Annotated in this window: 13 protein-coding genes and 2 pseudogenes; 11 read left to right on the top strand and 4 right to left on the bottom strand. The window is 38.9% G+C overall.

Features of this window, described 5'->3' with window-relative positions:
- Positions 1–89 precede the first annotated feature (89 nt).
- Entirely contained in the window at positions 90–2,015 is a 1,926-nt protein-coding gene (locus DX522_RS01410; protein WP_262054139.1) for an LTA synthase family protein, read from the top strand.
- A gap of 69 nt (positions 2,016–2,084) precedes the next feature.
- On the opposite strand, the gene ytfE is transcribed toward DX522_RS01410, so the two are convergent.
- Positions 2,085–2,759 carry an iron-sulfur cluster repair protein YtfE gene (gene ytfE, locus DX522_RS01405; RefSeq protein ID WP_115179560.1) on the bottom strand — a complete coding sequence of 225 codons (675 nt, stop codon included), beginning with the start codon at positions 2,757–2,759 and terminating at the stop codon, positions 2,085–2,087.
- 211 nt (positions 2,760–2,970) lie between these two features.
- Between ytfE and DX522_RS01400 the strand changes: the two genes are divergently transcribed.
- Entirely contained in the window at positions 2,971–3,822 is an 852-nt protein-coding gene (locus DX522_RS01400) for an endonuclease/exonuclease/phosphatase family protein (RefSeq protein WP_115179559.1), read from the top strand.
- Positions 3,823–3,880: 58 nt separating this feature from the next.
- Here DX522_RS01400 and DX522_RS01395 read toward each other — a convergent pair whose 3' ends face one another.
- Positions 3,881–5,356, bottom strand: coding sequence for a leucyl aminopeptidase (locus tag DX522_RS01395; protein WP_115179558.1), 1,476 nt, complete (start codon positions 5,354–5,356; stop codon positions 3,881–3,883).
- Positions 5,357–5,460: 104 nt separating this feature from the next.
- On the opposite strand from DX522_RS01395, the gene lptF reads away from it, so the two are divergent.
- Together lptF and lptG are read left to right on the top strand one after the other, a co-directional pair.
- Positions 5,461–6,552: an LPS export ABC transporter permease LptF gene (lptF, locus tag DX522_RS01390; protein WP_115179557.1), complete on the top strand. Its 1,092-nt coding sequence runs from the start codon at positions 5,461–5,463 to the stop codon at positions 6,550–6,552.
- Between the two features lie 11 nt (positions 6,553–6,563).
- Complete coding sequence (gene lptG, locus DX522_RS01385) at positions 6,564–7,637, top strand: LPS export ABC transporter permease LptG (RefSeq protein WP_262054268.1); 1,074 nt, start codon at positions 6,564–6,566, stop codon at positions 7,635–7,637.
- Between the two features lie 90 nt (positions 7,638–7,727).
- On the opposite strand, the gene fbp is transcribed toward lptG, so the two are convergent.
- Positions 7,728–8,732, bottom strand: a complete 1,005-nt coding sequence (gene fbp / locus DX522_RS01380; protein ID WP_115179556.1) for a class 1 fructose-bisphosphatase — start codon at positions 8,730–8,732, stop codon at positions 7,728–7,730.
- A 208-nt stretch (positions 8,733–8,940) separates the two neighbouring features.
- Here fbp and pxpB point away from each other — a divergent pair, with 208 nt between their 5' ends.
- The 7 genes and pseudogenes from pxpB to DX522_RS01345 all read left to right on the top strand — a co-directional run bounded on the left by pxpB (position 8,941) and on the right by DX522_RS01345 (position 16,436).
- Positions 8,941–9,582, top strand: coding sequence for a 5-oxoprolinase subunit PxpB (gene pxpB / locus DX522_RS01375; RefSeq protein ID WP_115179555.1), 642 nt, complete (start codon positions 8,941–8,943; stop codon positions 9,580–9,582).
- The gene (locus DX522_RS01370; RefSeq protein WP_115179554.1) at positions 9,579–10,508 is read left to right on the top strand and encodes a 5-oxoprolinase/urea amidolyase family protein; all 930 of its coding nucleotides are present in this window, start codon (positions 9,579–9,581) and stop codon (positions 10,506–10,508) included. The genes pxpB and DX522_RS01370 overlap by 4 nt, the downstream gene beginning before the upstream one ends.
- Entirely contained in the window at positions 10,495–11,232 is a 738-nt protein-coding gene (gene pxpA, locus DX522_RS01365) for a 5-oxoprolinase subunit PxpA (protein WP_115179553.1), read from the top strand. Before DX522_RS01370 ends, pxpA begins: the two co-directional genes overlap by 14 nt.
- Before the next feature lie 48 nt (positions 11,233–11,280).
- A pseudogene (locus tag DX522_RS01360) lies at positions 11,281–12,473 on the top strand (NRAMP family divalent metal transporter).
- A gap of 130 nt (positions 12,474–12,603) precedes the next feature.
- Positions 12,604–13,829: pseudogene (gene codB, locus DX522_RS01355) on the top strand (cytosine permease).
- 9 nt (positions 13,830–13,838) lie between these two features.
- A complete protein-coding gene (locus DX522_RS01350; protein WP_115179552.1) occupies positions 13,839–15,101 on the top strand; it encodes a cytosine deaminase in 1,263 nt (420 codons plus the stop codon).
- Positions 15,102–15,290: 189 nt separating this feature from the next.
- Positions 15,291–16,436, top strand: a complete 1,146-nt coding sequence (locus DX522_RS01345) for a 5-methyltetrahydropteroyltriglutamate--homocysteine S-methyltransferase (RefSeq protein ID WP_115179551.1) — start codon at positions 15,291–15,293, stop codon at positions 16,434–16,436.
- Between the two features lie 137 nt (positions 16,437–16,573).
- On the opposite strand, the gene lysS is transcribed toward DX522_RS01345, so the two are convergent.
- Complete coding sequence (gene lysS / locus DX522_RS01340) at positions 16,574–18,082, bottom strand: lysine--tRNA ligase (RefSeq protein WP_115179550.1); 1,509 nt, start codon at positions 18,080–18,082, stop codon at positions 16,574–16,576.
- Between the last annotated feature and the right edge of the window lie 276 nt (positions 18,083–18,358).

Raw genomic sequence — 18,358 nt, 5'->3', positions numbered from 1 at the left:
TATGAAAGGAATGGCACATTAGCGTGCTTTAAATTAATCAAGGGGTAGCGATTCCCTTAGGACTTATGAGTGTCAATATGAGTGTCAAAATGAAACAAACACGTTCTCCTTTATATCCGATTTTTCTCTTCGTCATCATTAATCTGATCATTTTCTCCTTATCTCGTCTTGGGCTTGCGATTTGGCAAGCAGACCGTGTCTCTGCGGTAGCGGGCTGGGGGCAATTATTCTTACAAGGCTTGCGTATGGACATCGTGGCTTTGTGTTATCTATTTGGTGTGCCAGCATTATTTACGGTGTTATTTCATAATAGCCGTATTTGGAAAATGATTTTACGTATCTGGCTTACCCTTGGCAGTGTGTTTATTCTGTTTATGGAACTCGCTACACCTGCATTTATCGAAACCTATGATTTCCGTCCAAACCGTCTCTTTATCGAATATCTAATTTATCCGAAAGAAGTCTTTTCAATGTTGATGGAAGGTCATTTAACTGCGGTCATTTTTAGCCTCATTTTTACCGTTACGGCTTTCTTCTGTTATTGGAAGCTATCTGGTTATGCAGTGAAAAATTTACGCCCAATGAGTTGGAAATTACGTCCTGTTATCGCATTGCTTGTGATTGCAGTTGCTTTTTTAGGCGCACGTTCTAGTTTTCAGCACCGTGGTGTGAATCCTGCAATGGTGGCTTTTTCCTCTGATGGTTTAGTGAATTCGCTTGTGTTGAATTCAGGTTATTCCGTTCTTTATGCTGCCCAACAATTTAAAGACGAAGGAGCCTCTTCTGAAGCCTATGGCAAAATGGATACAGATGAAATGTTGCGTATCGTCAAAGCAAGCCGTGGGCGCCCTGAAAGTGATTATATTTCAGAGAAGATTCCAACTTTAACGAAAAACCAAGCAACTTACCAAGGTAAACCGAAAAATATCGTCATTATTTTGGAAGAAAGTTTTGGGGCGCAATTTGTCGGTTCATTAGGCGGAAAACCGCTTTCACCAGAATTTGATAAATTAGCCAAAGAAGGTTGGTTATTTGAAAATCTCTATGCGACAGGTACGCGTTCTGTACGCGGTATTGAAGCTACAACTGCAGGTTTTACACCAACTCCAGCACGTGCAGTGGTGAAATTGAATAACAGTCAAAGTGGTTTCTTTACTATTGCAGATTTACTTGCCAAACAAGGTTATAACACTTCCTTTATTTATGGTGGTGAAAAACACTTTGATAACATGGCAAGCTTCTTCTATGGTAATGGTTTCCAAAATATTATCGATCAAAAGGATTATCAAAATCCTAAATTTACTGCGACTTGGGGCGTGAGTGATGAGGATTTATTTGATAAAGCGAACGAAACTTTTACCCAATTACAGAATGAAGGAAAACCATTCTTTAGCTTAGTGTTTAGTTCGAGCAATCACGATCCTTTTGAATTTCCGGATGGTAAAATTGAGCTTTACGAACAACCAAAAGCAACCCGTAATAACAGTGCAAAATATGCGGATTATGCGATTGGTTATTTCTTCAACTTAGCGAAACAATCTAATTATTGGAAAGATACCGTGTTCTTGGTGATTGCCGACCATGATTCTCGTGCAGCTGGGGCAAGCTTGGTGCCAATTAAGCATTTCCATATTCCTGCGTTAATTTTAGGTGATCATGTTGAGCCACGTCGAGACAGTCGCTTAGTGAGCCAAATTGATATGCCGACAACCTTACTTTCTATTGCGGGTGTAAGTGGTAATTATCCGATGATTGGCTTTGATTTAACGCAAGATGTGAATCCGAATCGTGCCTTTATGCAGTTTGATCAAACCCAAGCTTTAATGAAAGGCAATCATGATGTGGTTATCCAAACACCAAATAGCAAAGCAAAAGGCTATGTTTATGATAAGGAAAAAGACACATTAACCGAAAAAGACGTGCCGGAAGAAATGAAAAAAGAAGCGTTGGCACATGCCTTACTTGGCAGCTATTTGTATAAAAACCGTTTATATAAAGGTAGTGAAGAGAAGTAAAGTGTGGTCAGTTTTAGGCTAATTTTAAAGGGCGAATGATTTCGCCCTTTTTCTTTAGATGATTTGTTCTTAGTGATTTTCAGCAATCACACGAGGGAATAAAACATTATTTTCACGATGAATATGCATCATTAAATCATCTGCAAATTCTTGAATACCGCTGTAAAGTGCACGCCATGTATTGCAAGCATCAGCTGGAGGTGTCATATTGTTTGTTAATGATTTCAATACGTCTAAATGTTCGCCATGTTCTGCGTGTTCCATTTCCATCATACGAATTGGCATTTGTGCCATTATATAATTTCCCGCTTTGATCATAGGGAAAAGCACGTGCTCTTCTTTCATCATATGGTTGCTTAAATCATCATAGACATTGCGCAATTCCGCTGCTACGCCGATAGGGCAATCATCGCGATCACCATGAACACTTTCTACGCGATCTGCTAACACGATTAATTCTTGAAGTTGTTCACGGTGACGTTGATGATAGCGAACTAAAATATGATCGATAACTTCGCCATAATTTGCACCAACCCAATATTCTTCAGGGTTTTCTGCTTTGCTGTTTTGTAGCGCAGTTAAGCGCGTTTCGAGGTCTGCTAAATTGAGTCCTTTTTCTGCCGCTGCGTGAGCGAGTGTATCTGAACCACCACAGCAGAAATCTAAATCATATTCACGAAGTAGTGAAGTTGAGCCGGGTACACTGATTGCGATTTCACTTAATTTTTTATCTCCAAAAGACATAATGAATCTCCTTATAATGGTAGAGTTAGAAGTTGAGTAAAATACTAAGATAATAAAAGAAAAATGCAACGGTTTTTTTAGCAAAGTATGATTTAAATCAAAGCTAAAAGTTAAAGTTACCATGTTGTAGGTAGGTATTAATGAGTATTAAAAGTGAAAGTTGCATTGCTTTGATGAGGTGTTATTATTCGAGCATAGAGAGAGGATCATCATGAAGCGAATTTATCGATTTTTAGCTATTGGATTACTATTGCTGATTTTAGGTGGCGGCTATTTTTTTGCGAATTTAACAATTTTTAAACGTACATTTATCCAATTAAATACGTCACAAAAAGTAAATTATATTCCTTTTGACAACAGGTTAAATATGCAATGTGACAAGGCTGATAATTCAGTGTATAAATTAGCCTCTTCACATTTTCGTTTAGTCAATTGGAATGTGCATAAAGGGCAAGATAAGGGGTGGCAAAAAGATTTAGCGAGATTGTCTGAACAAGCTGATTTTGTGTTATTACAAGAGGCGACGCAGCATCAAAATTTAAGTACATTTTCGACCGCACTTTTTGTGTCATCTTTTTCTTTTAAAGATCTCTTATCAGGTGTAAAAACATTCACCAAAACGCAACCAGAATGGTATTGCGGTGGTGGCGTAGCAGAACCATTAATACAAATTCCCAAAGTGGCAAGTGTGATGAGTTTTCCATTAGAAAAAGGCGATAGCTTGCTACTTATTAATGTGCATTTGATTAATTTTGAATGGGGGATTTCCGCTTATCAAACTCAGTTAGAGCAGCTCTTTTCTTTTGTGGAAAATCATCAAGGCCCCATCATTATGTCTGGCGATTTTAATGTATGGAATGAGCGTCGTCTGAATTTAGCTAATAATTTGATGCAAAAATATGGATTAGATGCAGTGACGCTCTCTCAAGATGAGCGGGTTAGATTTTTAGGTTATCCACTTGATTATATTTTTACGCGAGGCATAAAAGTGGTGAGTGCAACATCAGAAGTGGTTACTTCATCAGATCATAATCCATTACTGGTTGAATTCGAATTGGAATAAAGTAAGGTCAGATTTTGAGAAAATTTTAGGACTAACGTTATGTTAGCCCTATGTGTTATTACTTGGTTTGATTAATTAAAAATTGTGTTAATAGAGACACTGGACGACCGGTTGCGCCTTTATTTGCACCTTGAAGCCAAGCTGTCCCGGCGATATCTAAATGTGCCCAGGTGTACTTTTTCGTAAAGTTAGAGAGGAATGCGCCTGCAGTAATTGCACCGCCCCAACGACCGCCAATATTTGCTAAATCAGCAAATGGGGATTTTAATTGCTCTTGATATTCTTCACTTAATGGTAAACGCCAAGCTTTGTCAGTAGTTTGCTGTGCGGCTAGTAATAACTGCTTGGCTAAGGCATCGTTAGTTGAAACTAAGCCGCTGTTATGTTGACCTAAAGCTACCACGCAAGCGCCTGTTAGGGTCGCAACATCAATCACATATTGCGGTTCAAAACGCTCTACATAAGTTAATGTATCACAAAGCACTAAACGTCCTTCAGCATCAGTATTTAACACTTCTACGGTTAAACCATTCATCGTGGTGAGAATATCACCTGGACGATAAGCATTCCCATCAGGCAAGTTTTCACAACCCGCTAATACACCGATAACATTGAGTGGTAGATTTAATTCAGCAATGGCTTTCATTGTACCGAATACTGAAGCAGCACCGCACATATCGTATTTCATCTCATCCATATCTGCGGCTGGTTTTAAAGAAATACCGCCCGCATCAAAGGTCAATCCTTTGCCCACTAATACGATAGGTTTCGCATTTTTATCAGGTGCATTGTTGAAATGTAAAATAGACATATAAGCTGGATTTTGCGAACCTCGAGATACGGCTAAATACGCATTCATGCCAAGCTTTGTCATGTCTTCTTCATCAATCACATCGAGGGAAAGTGCGGCTGATGTTTCGGCTAAATTTTTAGCTTGTTCAGCTAAATAAGCCGGTGTACAAATATTGGGCGGCATATTCGCGATATTACGCGCAGCTTTTACACCATTTGCAATGGCTTGCGCTTCTGCAATGGCTTGTTGAGCTTGCGAATCATCGGTATTAAAAACGATTTCTTGAAGTGGGATAGCATCCGCTTTTTTGCTCTTAAATTCATCAAATTGATAAAGATTATGTTCGATGGTTTCAACGGTAAAACGCACATTCCAAAATAGATCGCGATCTTTAATTTCCACATCCGTTAAATTATTCACCGCTTGTTGAATATTTAATTCTTTTAATGTTTGAGTCACGCGTTGGATGATTTGTTTAAATTGGCGTTCAGTCGTTTCGCCTTTTCTACCACAACCTGCGACTAACAGGCGTTTAGTCGCAAGATTAGGTAATGAATGAAGCAGAGTCGCTTGGCCAATTTTACCTGAAAGATCTTGGCTTTGAGCTAACTGGCTGAGGTAACCTTGTGTGATTTGATCGATTTCATTGAAACTTTTTGTCAATTCATTGTTCTCATGAATGCCGATAATAAGGCAATCGGTTGATTGAGAAAGTGCGGTTGAGTTTGCTTGATATTTCATGTTATTTCCTTATGTTGCTAATTTGCTATTTAAATCAGTCAAAATAAGGTATCATACGCCATCTAAATTAGCCAGTTTCCCGTGTTTTTTAGTTAGAAAAAAGAATGATATTAACCCGATATTTAACAAAGGAAGTCTTTAAAAGCCAGGTTGCAATTTTGTTTATTTTGCTTTTAATTTTCTTCAGCCAACAACTTGTTCGCGTACTTGGTTCAGCGGCAAATGGTAAAGTGCCCGCCGATCTTGTGTTCTCTTTACTCGGTTTAGGGATGCCAACAATGGCGCAATTAATGTTGCCATTATGTTTGTTTATCGCCATTTTACTGACTTTCGGTCGTCTCTATGCAGAAAGTGAAATTACGGTAATGCGGGCCTGTGGTGTGGGCCAACGTATTCTTGTTCGCGTGGCGTTAATTCTTTCTTTACTCACAGCGGGATTGGCTGCTTACAATGCTTTATGGCTTTCCCCATGGGCCATTCAAAAACAAGCAGCTATTGTTGAAGATGCTAAAGCGAATCCTACCATGGGCGCATTGACTTCTGGTCAATTCATGTCCACAAGCAATAATAATTTCGTCTTATTCATTGATAAGATTAACGGTAATCAAATCAGTGATGTCTATCTTTTCCAAATGAAAGCCAAAGGTCAAACGAAACCATCAGTAGTTACCGCTGAAAAAGGTGAGTTAAAAGCTTTACCAAATGGCGACCAAGTACTGAATTTACAAAATACTTTGCGTGTAGAAGGTACATCGGTACTTCCTGATTTCCGTATTACGCATTTTGATGATTACCAAGCGTATTTAGGTCATCAAGAGACAAATACAGAAAGTGATGAAGCGGCTGAATTATCTTTTGAGCAATTATTAAAAGATAACAGTGCAGCAGCAAAAGCAGAGTTGCATTGGCGCATTACCTTAATTTTAGCGGTGCCTTTAATGGCGCTCATCGCCGTGCCAATGAGTAAAGTGAATCCTCGCCAAGGCCGTTTTGCGAAAATCTTACCGGCACTATTGCTTTATTTAATTTACTTCTTATTACAAAGCTCATTTAAATCTGCGGGTGGTGCAGGTAAGCTTGATGCAGGTTTATTAATGCCATTGGTAAATATCGCCTTTTTAATTTTAGGCATTGTGCTGAATAGTTGGGATAGTACCGCTATGCATAAATTTCGTCGTGTATTCAGAAAAGGGTAATAACAATGTTGATGAATACTCTTGATCGTTATATCGGTAAAAGCATTTTAGGGGCAATTTTTGCCACGCTATTTACGTTGGTTGGCCTTTCGGCAATTATCAAATTTGTAGAGCAATTCCGTAGCGTAGGGAAAGGTTCTTATGATATTTGGCAAGCGGTGGCTTATACAGGATTAACTATTCCTAAAGATGTGGAAACCTTTTTCCCAATGGCAGCTTTGTTAGGTGCCTTAATTGCGTTAGGTAATTTAGCCAGCCGCAGTGAATTAGTGGTAATGCAATCTGCGGGTTTTTCTCGTTTTAAAATTGGATTAGCCGTCATGAAAACGGCACTTCCACTGGTACTTTTTACCATGATTATTGGTGAGTGGGGGATTCCACAAACTGAACAGTTTGCTCGTGATATGCGTACTCGTGCACTTTCCGGTGGTTCAATGCTTTCGGTAAAAAATGGTGTATGGGCAAAAGACGGCAATAATTTCGTGTATGTTCGTCGTATTACTGATGATGCACAATTAGAAGATATTTATATTTATACCTTTGATGACCAGCGTAATCTCACTCATTTGAAGCATGCAAATCAAGCGCAATATTCTGCTGAAAATAATCAATGGCAGTTACGCCAAGTCAATAATTCAGTGGTGTCAAAAGAGCAAATTACCACGACAAACCGTTTAACAGAAGATTGGGCAACAAGCTTAACGCCAGATAAATTAGGCTCAGTTTCGTTACGTCCAACGTCATTATCCATTTCCGGTTTGTATGAGTATATTGCGTTCTTAAAACAAACAGGACAGGATTCTCGCCGTTTTGAATTAACCTATTGGCGTAAGATTTTACAGCCCCTTTCTGTAGGTGTGATGATGATGCTTGCGTTATCTTTTATCTTCGGTTCATTACGTAGTGTCACTGCAGGAGCGAGAATCGTAACGGGGATTTGCTTTGGGTTCTTGTTCTATGTCGTCAATGAAATTTTTGGACAAATGAGTGTAGTATTTAATGCGCCGGCCTTTTTAGGTGCACTAATGCCAAGTCTCCTATTTATGGCAATCATTTGGTGGTTACTCGCGAGAAAACGAGATTAATTAACAAACATTAATTAAAAAGGCGAACTGATCAGTTCGCCTTTTTGTGAGCTAAAAAAGTTCGGTCAGAATTGACCGCACTTTAGGAATTTAATCTTCTTTAAATTCTCTCATCATTTCTTCTGCTTTTTTCACCATTTCTGCAGAACCAACAAAAAGTGGTACACGTTGGTGAAGTTCAGTTGGTTGAATATCTAAAATTCGATTGTAACCATCAGAGGCAATACCGCCCGCTTGTTCTGCTAAGAATGCAATTGGATTGCCCTCATAAAGTAAACGAAGTTTACCATTTGGGTAGTTCGTTGCGCTTGGATAAATATAGATACCACCTTTTAATAAATTACGGTGGAAGTCAGCCACTAATGAACCGATATAACGTGAAGTATAAGGGCGGTTAGTCGCTTTATCTTCCTCTTGGCAGTATTTAATGTATTTTTTTACCCCTTGTGGGAATTTGAGATATTGTCCTTCATTGATGGAATATATTTTTCCCTCTTTTGGCATCTTCATATTTTCATGAGAAAGACAGAAGGTACCGATAGACGGATCATAAGTGAAACCATTCACACCGTGACCAGTGGTATAAACCAACATGGTAGAAGAACCATACACGATGTAACCCGCCGCGACTTGTTTATTACCTGGTTGCATAAAATCTTCTAAGGTAACAGGTGAGCCAATAGGGGATACACGACGGTAAATAGAGAAGATTGTCCCAACCGAAACGTTCACATCAATATTGGATGAACCATCAAGTGGGTCGGTCAAAATAATATATTTGGCATTACGAGCGCGTTCAGTATCAAAACCGATAAAGCTTTCTTCTTCCTCTGAAGCAAAACCCGCTACCTCTTCACGCGACATAAGGGCTGCATTCATAGTGTTATGGGCGAATAGGTCCAATTTCATTTGGCTTTCACCTTGTACATTTTCGATACCAGACTGACCAAGGATATTGGTTAAACCCGCTTTGTTGATATCACGATGAATGATTTTTGCTAATAAACGAATAGAAGACAAAATACCACTAAGTTCCCCTTTGGCGTTTGGGTACTCTGCTTGGCGTTCAACAATAAATTCACTCAATGTTTTCATTTTTATTCCTTTTTTATCATTGTTAAGTAACAGACGTTTTAATTATACGCTATTTCGTAATTTTGATTGAGATCAAAATATGAATAATGAGATCTGCATCACACTTTATTTTCAATACAAAACCTTGACAAAACCTATAAATATCCTTTAAAAGAGAGGTACAACAAAAAAATAACAAACAACACAACATCACAATATAGGGTATCCTATGAATATAACCCCGATCAGCGAGTCGGCGGTGGTTTGCTCTTTACAGCCACCAGCTTCACTTCAACAACAACGCCAACTCTGGGCGTTTGCCAATCAACTACAGTCTGAGCAAGATATTGTAGAAGTTGTCGTGGGAATGAATAATCTTACGGTCTTCACTGATTTTTATGTGGATTTTGGTCCGTTTATTCAACGCTTGGAACAACATTGGACAGAATTGAAAGTCTCTACTTTTCAAGGTCGTCATATCGAAATTCCGGTAATTTATGGCGGTGAATTAGGACAGGATTTATGTGAGGTCGCCAAATTACATGACACAACACCGGAACGGATCGTTAAAATGCATAGTGATCCTATCTATACCGTGTATATGATTGGTTTCCAACCTGGTTTTCCATATTTAGGTGGTTTACCTGAAAGCCTGCATACGCCTCGCCGAGCCACACCACGAACACTTGTTCCAGCAGGTTCTGTTGGTATTGGTGGAGCTCAAACTGGCATTTATCCCTTTTCCTCTCCTGGCGGATGGCAATTAATCGGTCATACCAAGCAAGCACTCTTTGACAAAAATCAAGCGAAACCCACTTTATTACAAGCTGGCGATACAGTGAAATTTGTGGTGGAGGGCATTGAGCTATGATTTATGTTATTGATGTGCAATCCCGTGCCACAATTCAGGATTTAGGCCGTTTTGGTTTACGTCGATTTGGCATTAGTCATTGTGGGGCGATGGATAAATTAGCATTACGTGCAGGTAATATTTTACTCGGGAATGCTGAAGGAGCCCCAGCAATCGAAGTGCCTTTAGGTGGCATTACATTACAATTTCATCAAGATATGAATTTTTGTGTCACGGGGGCATTTTATGAAATGACCTTAGATGACAAACCGATTTTTGCTTATTGGCGTTATCAGGCGAGAGCGGGGCAAGTGCTGAAAATGGTACGTGCAAAAATTGGTATGTATGGCTATTTATGTGTTCAAGGTGGCTTTATCTTACCCCAAGAATTGAACTCTTGTAGTACGGATCTTCGAGCTCAAATAGGCGGTGTAGAAGGGCGTTGTTTACAAGTTGGAGATCAATTACAAACGGTAAATGATCCTATTTTACGTAGTGAAATTGGGATTGCACCCATTCCACTTAAACATACGATTCATGCGTTACCGTCCTCTGAATATCAGGCGTTTAAACGAAAATCCCAATATTATTGGTGGCGAAGTAAATGGACGTTGCAAAGCAGCAGTGATCGCATGGGCTATCGTTTTCAAGGGCAAAAATTAGAATTAAAACAACCGCTGGAAATGCTGTCTCACGCGATTCAATTTGGTAGTGTACAAGTTCCACCAAGTGGTCAACCAATTATTTTGATGGCTGATGCGCAAACTACGGGCGGTTATCCCAAAATTGCCAATGTGATCGATGCAGATCTAGGCGCGTTGGCACAAGTTCGTTTAGGCTCAACCATTCAATTTGAGGCAGTTAGTTTAGAACAGGCCACAAAATTACGTCGCAAAAATGAGATATACCTCGATCAAATTAGGAGAATTGCTGATGAAAAAAATTGATTTAAATGCCGATATTGCCGAAGGTTTTCCTTTTGATGAGGCATTATTGAAATTACTTTCTTCTGCCAATATTGCTTGCGGTTTACATGCCGGGGGAGCAAAAGAAATGCAAAGTGCGGTCAGATTTGCGAAAGAAAATCAGGTTCGCATTGGTGCTCATCCAGGTTTTCCGGATAGAGAAAACTTCGGGCGTACTCAAATGGATTTACCTGAACAGGAATTAATTGCGCATTTGCGGTATCAGCTTGGCGCCTTAAAAGCAATTTGTGATGGGGAAGGCACGGAAATTAGTTATGTTAAGCCACACGGTGCTTTATACAATCAAGCTGCTAAAGATGAAAAATTGGCCCGTTTAATTGCACAAACAATTCGTCAATTTGATTCTAATTTAAAATTAATGGGATTGGCGGGGAGCTTAATGTTACGCGTAGCTGAGGAAGAAGGTTTACAAACCATTTCTGAAGTGTTTGCGGATCGTCACTATATGCCTGATGGGAGTTTGGTACCTCGTTCGCAACCGAATGCCATGGTGGAGTCCGATGAGGAAGCCATTCAACAAGTGTTACAAATGGTAACAGAAAGTCAAGTCAAAGCTATTGATGGAAGCCTTGTGCCAGTGAAAGCAGAAAGTATATGTTTACATGGCGATAATCAACATTCTCTACAATTTGCAGCACGCATTGTGGAAGAATTAGAAAAAAATCATATAACAATAACGGCATAAGCCGAATAAACATAACACACAACATCAACTTAACAAGGGAGGTGCTTTATGGCATCAATCAATCACCGCCGAAATGCGGTGCTGGGGCAGCATTTTTAATGGCGACTTCAGCAATAGGTCCGGGTTTTTTAACTCAAACGGCAACTTTTACAAACACCTTATTAGCTAGTTTTGGCTTTGTGATTTTGCTATCTATTTTGTTAGATATTGGAGCTCAGCTTAATATTTGGCGAATTGTGGTGGTATCAGGAAAGCGAGCGCAAGATATTTCTAATGCGGTTTTTCCTGGTGCGGGATATTTCCTTGCTGCACTTATTGTGATGGGGGGACTCGCGTTTAACATTGGTAATGTGGGGGGCGCAGGTCTTGGTTTAAACTCGATGTTCGGTATTGCGCCAGAAACGGGTGCAATCATTAGCGGTGTTATTGCCATTTTGATTTTCTTGCGTAAAGAAGCTGGATTATTAATGGATCGTTTTGCCCAATTAATGGGTTTTATCATGATTGCACTCACGTTTTATGTCATGTTTAAAACGGAACCACCTGTTGTTGAGGCGGCATATCGCACCTTTATTCCAGAGCAAATTGATCCTATCGCAATTGTGACATTAGTTGGAGGAACCGTAGGGGGATATATTACCTTTGCTGGCGCTCACCGCTTACTAGACGCGGGGATCCAAGGTGAAAAAGCCATGGCTGAAGTGAGCCGAAGTTCTGTTTCGGCTATTTTGATTGCTTCAACAATGCGAATTGTGTTATTCCTCGCAGTACTTGGCATCGTGGTAAAAGGCATTCCTCTTAATCCTAAAAACCCCGCGGAAACACCTTTTGAATATGTGGCTGGGAATTTGGGGCAAGTGTTATTTGGCGTCGTGATTTGGGCAGCTTCGATTACATCAGTGATTGGGGCGGCTTATACTTCAGTTTCTTTCCTAACCAGTCTTTGCCCAACCATTGAACGTAACCGTAATCGTTGGATTATTGCCTTTATTGTGATTTCTACAGTTATTTTGGTGACGGTCGGAAAACCTGCAGCGGTATTAGTCTTTGTGGGAACATTGAATGGTTTAATTCTCCCAATTGCACTCGCATTAATTCTGCTAGCAGCCTACCGAAGTGACATTGTTGGAAGTTATAAACATCCCATTTGCTTAGCTTTTGCGGGCTGGTTTGTTGTGATTATCATGGCAATATTAAGTGGAAAAACCATAATTTCTTATGTGTCCAGTTTCTTCAACTAATCATCAATACCCGCGAAAGTGCGGGTATTTTTTTATTTATTTTTTGATAAAACAATCAGCGCAAACGTTTGCTTTTGTGTTTTTGTCGTATTAGAATGCCTCAATTTTTTATTTGGGAGGAGATTATTTCATGAGTTCGGAAAATTTTAGTTTAAAACCTGTTCCTTTAAATGAGCGAAAAGGTGCGGTAGCGTTAACATTTGTCATGTTAGGTTTAACATTCTTTTCAGCGAGTATGTGGACGGGGGAGCATTAGGAACATCATTAACCTATAATGATTTCTGGCTTGCCGTTATTCTAGGTAACTTAATGTTAGGTATTTATACCTCTTTCCTCGGGTATATCGGAGCCAAAACTGGGTTAACTACGCATATTTTAGCACGCTATTCCTTTGGGGTTCGAGGTTCGTGGTTACCATCTTTATTGCTTGGGGGCACTCAAGTTGGTTGGTTTGGTGTTGGCGTGGCGATGTTTGCAATCCCAGTTAATAAAGTGACTGGTATTGATGTTAATTATTTAATTCTTGGCTCTGGTTTATTGATGACGATTACTGTCTTCTTTGGTATTTCGGCACTGACTATTCTTTCAACTATTGCGGTGCCAGCCATTGCCATATTAGGTTCTTACTCGGTTTACCTTGCCGTCACAAATGCTGGTGGCTTAGAAGTATTGCAACATATTGTGCCAAAAGAAAGCCTTTCTCTCTCAATGGCGATCACATTAGTTGTAGGATCCTTTATTAGTGCAGGTTCATTAACTGCCGATTTTGTTCGATTTGGTCGAAAAGCAAAGCAAGCAATCATTATTAGTATGATTGCTTTCTTTTTAGGTAACTCATTAATGTTTATTTTTGGGGCAGCAGGTGCGGCCGTGACTGGAATGTCGGATATTTCTGATGTGATGGTTGCTCAAGGTCTTATTATTCCAGCCATTATTGTGCTCGGTTTAAACATTTGGACGACAAATGATAATGCGCTTTATGCTTCAGGTTTAGGTTTTGCGAATATTACAGGATTAAGTAGCCGCACTTTATCTGTCGTTAATGGTATTATCGGAACCTTATGTGCCTTGTGGTTATACAATAATTTTGTCGGTTGGCTTACTTTCTTATCTTCGGCAATTCCTCCTGTTGGTGGTGTCATTATTGCTGATTATATTTTACGTCGTAAAGCCTATGAAAATTTTGAACAAGCTAAATTCTTAAATATAAATTGGACTGCTATCGTTTCAGTTATTGTTGGTGTGGCTTGTAGTAAATTGCTACCTGGCATTATCCCTGTGAACGCGGTGATTGGTGGGGCGGTTACCTATTTGGTTTTAACACCATTACTCGGTAAAAAATTAGCGATGAAATAAGGAAAACGGATGTTAGTTAAAAATGTACATATTCATAATCGAGAAGGGTTATGGCAGATTTTAATTGAAGAGGGAAAAATTAGTCGAATTTTTTCTCAAAATGAGGTTTTTAATTATTCGGGTGAGATACTCGATGGTGAAGAAGGTATTATTTATCCTCCATTTGTAGAACCTCATATTCATTTAGATGCAACACAAACAGCAGGGCAGCCTAATTGGAATCAATCTGGTACCTTATTTGAAGGGATTGAGCGTTGGGCTGAGCGTAAATCATTATTAAGCCATGAAGATGTAAAATCTCGAGCATGGAAGACATTAAAATGGCAGATTGCAAATGGAGTTCAGTATGTCCGTACTCATGTTGATGTCTCTGATCCAACATTAACAGCATTAAAAGCCATGCTTGAAGTTAAAAAAGAAATCGCCCCTTGGGTGGATTTACAGATTGTTGCATTTCCACAAGAAGGTATTTTGTCTTATCTAAATGGCGAGAAACTATTAGATCAGGCTATGGAGATGGGGGCTGATGTTGTTGGAGGTATTCCACACTTTGAATTTACCCGTGAATATGGAGTGGAATCTATGCATATCGCTTTTGATATTGCTAGTAAGTACAACAAACAGATTGATATCCATTGTGATGAAATTGATGATGAACAATCTCGTTTTGTTGAAACTGTCGCGGCGTTAGCCTTGAAATATGACATGGGGGAAAAGGTAACAGCAAGCCATACAACGGCCATGCACTCATATAATAATGCTTATGCATCACGCCTTTTCCGATTACTAAAAATGTCAAAAATTCATTTCGTGGCAAATCCATTAGTGAATATTCATCTTCAAGGACGCTTTGATACCTATCCAAAACGTCGTGGTGTAACACGAGTAAAAGAGATGCTTAAAAATAACATCAATGTTTGTTTTGGTCATGATGATGTGTTTGATCCTTGGTATCCGCTCGGTACAGCGAATATGCTACAGGTATTACACATGGGATTACATGTTTGCCAGTTAATGGGATATGGTCAAATTAATGATGGTTTGAAATTGGTCACTGAAAATAGTGCGAAAGCATTAGGTTTAACAGATTATGGAATCCAAGAAGGTAATAGTGCAAACTTTATTGTATTGCCTGCAGAAAATGGCTTTGATGCCGTACGCCGTCAAGTTCCTACTCGTTATTCTATTCGTCATGGTAAGGTGATTTCTGAGATACAGCTGGCAAAAACTACCATTCATTTATCCGATAGTGAACAAGTAAACTATCGTTAATTACTGAAAGTGCGGTAAAAATTTAAGAGAAATTTAAACCGCACTTTTTCTTTTTAAATTTTATATCAATTCCATTCATATAAAATTACAATAAAATTCACATCCATCTAGACGTCTAAACCTTTAATGAAGACGTTCATTTTGTTACACTCAGCCCGTCTTAGAATTAATTAAACATAGGAAAGCAAAATGAGTAAACTTTTTCCCAATGCCACTATTCGTACTTCTGCGCCATATCGTTTTGATATTGTAGGCAGTTTTTTACGTCCAGAGACTTTAAAACAGGCTCGTCATCAATGTAGTTGTGGTGATATTTCTTGTGCTGATTTAACGCAAGTTGAAGATGTAGAAATTGCAAAATTGGTAGAGCATCAAAAAAATGTCGGATTACATGCGGTGACTGATGGTGAATTTCGTCGTACTTTTTGGCATTTAGATTTCTTAGCCGCATTAGATGGCGTGAAAGAAGTGGATGCCGAAAAATTTTCAGTACAATTTAAACATGATAATGTACGTCCAAAAACATTAAAAATTGTGGATAAAATTGGTTTTTCAGAGAGCCATCCGTTTGTTGAACATTATCGCTCATTACAAAAAATTGCAAGGGAGACTGAAGTTAAATTAACGATTCCTTCTCCGTCTATGCTTCATTTAATTTGTACCGTACGTGCCACAGATTATCAGCCAATTGAACGTTATAAAGATAACAATCAGTTGTTATTAGATGAGATTGCTGATGCTTATATTGATGCAATGAATATCTTCTATAAATTAGGCTGTCGTAACTTACAGTTGGATGATACAAGTTGGGGCGAATTCTGTGCGGAAGATAAACGTAAAACCTATACTGAACGTGGTTTAGATTTAGATCAAATTGCTAAAGATTATGTGTATATGTTAAATAAAATCGTGGCAGCGAAACCGGCTGATTTAGCGATTACAATGCATATTTGCCGTGGTAACTTCCGTTCAACTTGGTTCTCCGCTGGTGGTTATGAGCCTATTGCAGAAACCTTATTTGGACACTGTAATGTGGATGGTTTCTTCTTGGAGTATGACAGTGATCGTGCTGGTGATTTCAAACCTTTACGCTTTATTAAAAATCAACAAGTGGTATTAGGATTGATTACCTCTAAATCTGGCGAGTTAGAAAACCGTGATGAAATTATTGCTCGTATTAAAGAAGCAGCGCAATATGTGGATATCAATCAACTTTGCTTAAGTCCACAATGTGGTTTTGCTTCAACGGAAGAGGGTAATATCCTGACAGAAGAACAACAATGGAAGAAACTCGAATTTATCCGTAGTATCGTGGAAGAAGTTTGGGGTAAATAATTTCAAATTGGAATGTAAAAGAGATAATCGTTAAGATGGTTATCTCTTTTTTCATAAAAGTGCGGTTAAAAATAACCGCACTTTTACAGAATAAAAAAGGAAGCCCGTAGACTTCCTTTTATGTTATTTTAATTTAATTATTTTTGACGCATTGCAGGGAATAGGATCACATCCCGGATAGATGGGGCATTAGCGTAAAGCATTGCTAAGCGGTCGATACCTAAACCTTCACCTGCTGTTGGTGGTAAACCGTGTTCAAGTGCAACAACGAAGTCATCATCTTTAAACATCGCTTCATCATCACCCGCTTCTTTCGCTGCAACTTGTGCATCAAAACGTTCGTTTTGGTCTTCGGCATCGTTTAATTCTGAGAAGCCGTTACCAATTTCGCGTCCACCGATGAATAATTCAAAACGGTCTGTTACTTCTGGATTTTCATCATTACGGCGTGCAAGTGGTGAAATCTCAGCTGGATGTGCCATTAAGAAGGTTGGTTGAATTAAGTGATGTTCAGCCACTTCTTCAAAGATAGCATTCACGATAGAGCCTAAGCCCCAAGATTTTTGTACTTCGATACCTAAGCGTTCAGCTGTTGCTTTTGCACGATCGAAATCATAAAGATCTTCTTTTACGATACCTTTATCAGCACCATATTTTACAGTTGCATCATGTAATGTAATACGCTCAAATGGTTTGCCGAAGTCAAATTCTAAATCACCGTATTTCACAATGGTTGTACCAAGAATATCAATGGCTAGTTTTCGTAATAATTCTTCGGTGTTATCCATTAAATCATGATAATCCGCATAAGCTTGGTAGTATTCAAGCATAGTGAATTCAGGGTTATGACGAACAGAAACCCCTTCATTACGGAAGTTACGGTTTAATTCGAATACGCGTTCAAAACCACCAACTACTAAACGTTTTAAGTAAAGTTCTGGCGCAATACGAAGATACATATCAACGTCTAATGCATTATGGTGAGTGATAAATGGACGAGCAGACGCACCACCTGGAATCACTTGTAGCATAGGCGTTTCAACTTCCATGAAGCCTTTAGAAATAAAGAACTCACGAATACCCGCCACCACTTTTGAACGAATCACAAAAGTACGACGAGATTCTTCATTAGAAATTAAATCTAAGTAACGTTGACGATAACGTGCTTCCATGTCGGTTAAACCATGGAATTTGTTTGGTAACGGACGAAGTGCTTTGGTTAAAAGTTGAACTTCAGTTGTTTTGATGGTTAATTCATTGGTTTTAGTTTTGAAAAGTGTACCTTTCACGCCAATAATATCACCTAAATCCCAGCTACCCACATCTTCAGCATAAACGCCTTCAGGAAGGTTATCACGAGCAACGTATAATTGAATTTTGCCACTCATATCTTGTAAGGTAATAAAGGTGGCTTTCCCCATTGCACGACGAGTCATAATACGACCGGCAACGGCTACTTCAATGGCTTTTTCTTTTAATACTTCGCCCTCTTCGGCTTCGTACTTATCATGTAAATCTTGGGCAAGGGCGTCACGACGGAATTGGTTTGGAAACGCATTACCTTTTGTGCGTAATGCGGCTAATTTTTCACGGCGAACGAGCATTTCGCCATGGAGATCTAATTCTTTCACTTCTTGTTCTGACATATCCTTTACCTCGTTAGTTTTTACTTAGAATGTGATTTATTAAAAATAGAATTTCCTTATTCTACCTATAGCATTGTTTTTTGTTAAGCCTTTTTTAATTAAGTCATCTTTTTTAGTCAGAAAGTTTAACAAATTGAATAGTAGCAAGAGAAATCATGTAATTTTATAGCATTAATACTTATTTCTAGATTGTGGGCTACTATATAAAAATATAAATAAAAAAGTGCGGTCAATTTTATCAGCGTTTTTAAAAACGTTTGAAAAGTTGAGCGCACT

The sequence above is a fragment of the Haemophilus parainfluenzae genome (assembly GCF_900450995.1).
GTDB classification, from domain to species: domain Bacteria; phylum Pseudomonadota; class Gammaproteobacteria; order Enterobacterales; family Pasteurellaceae; genus Haemophilus_D; species Haemophilus_D parainfluenzae_O.
The sequence above is the reverse complement of the archived record's forward strand: the minus strand, read 5'-3'. Positions and strand labels throughout refer to the sequence as shown.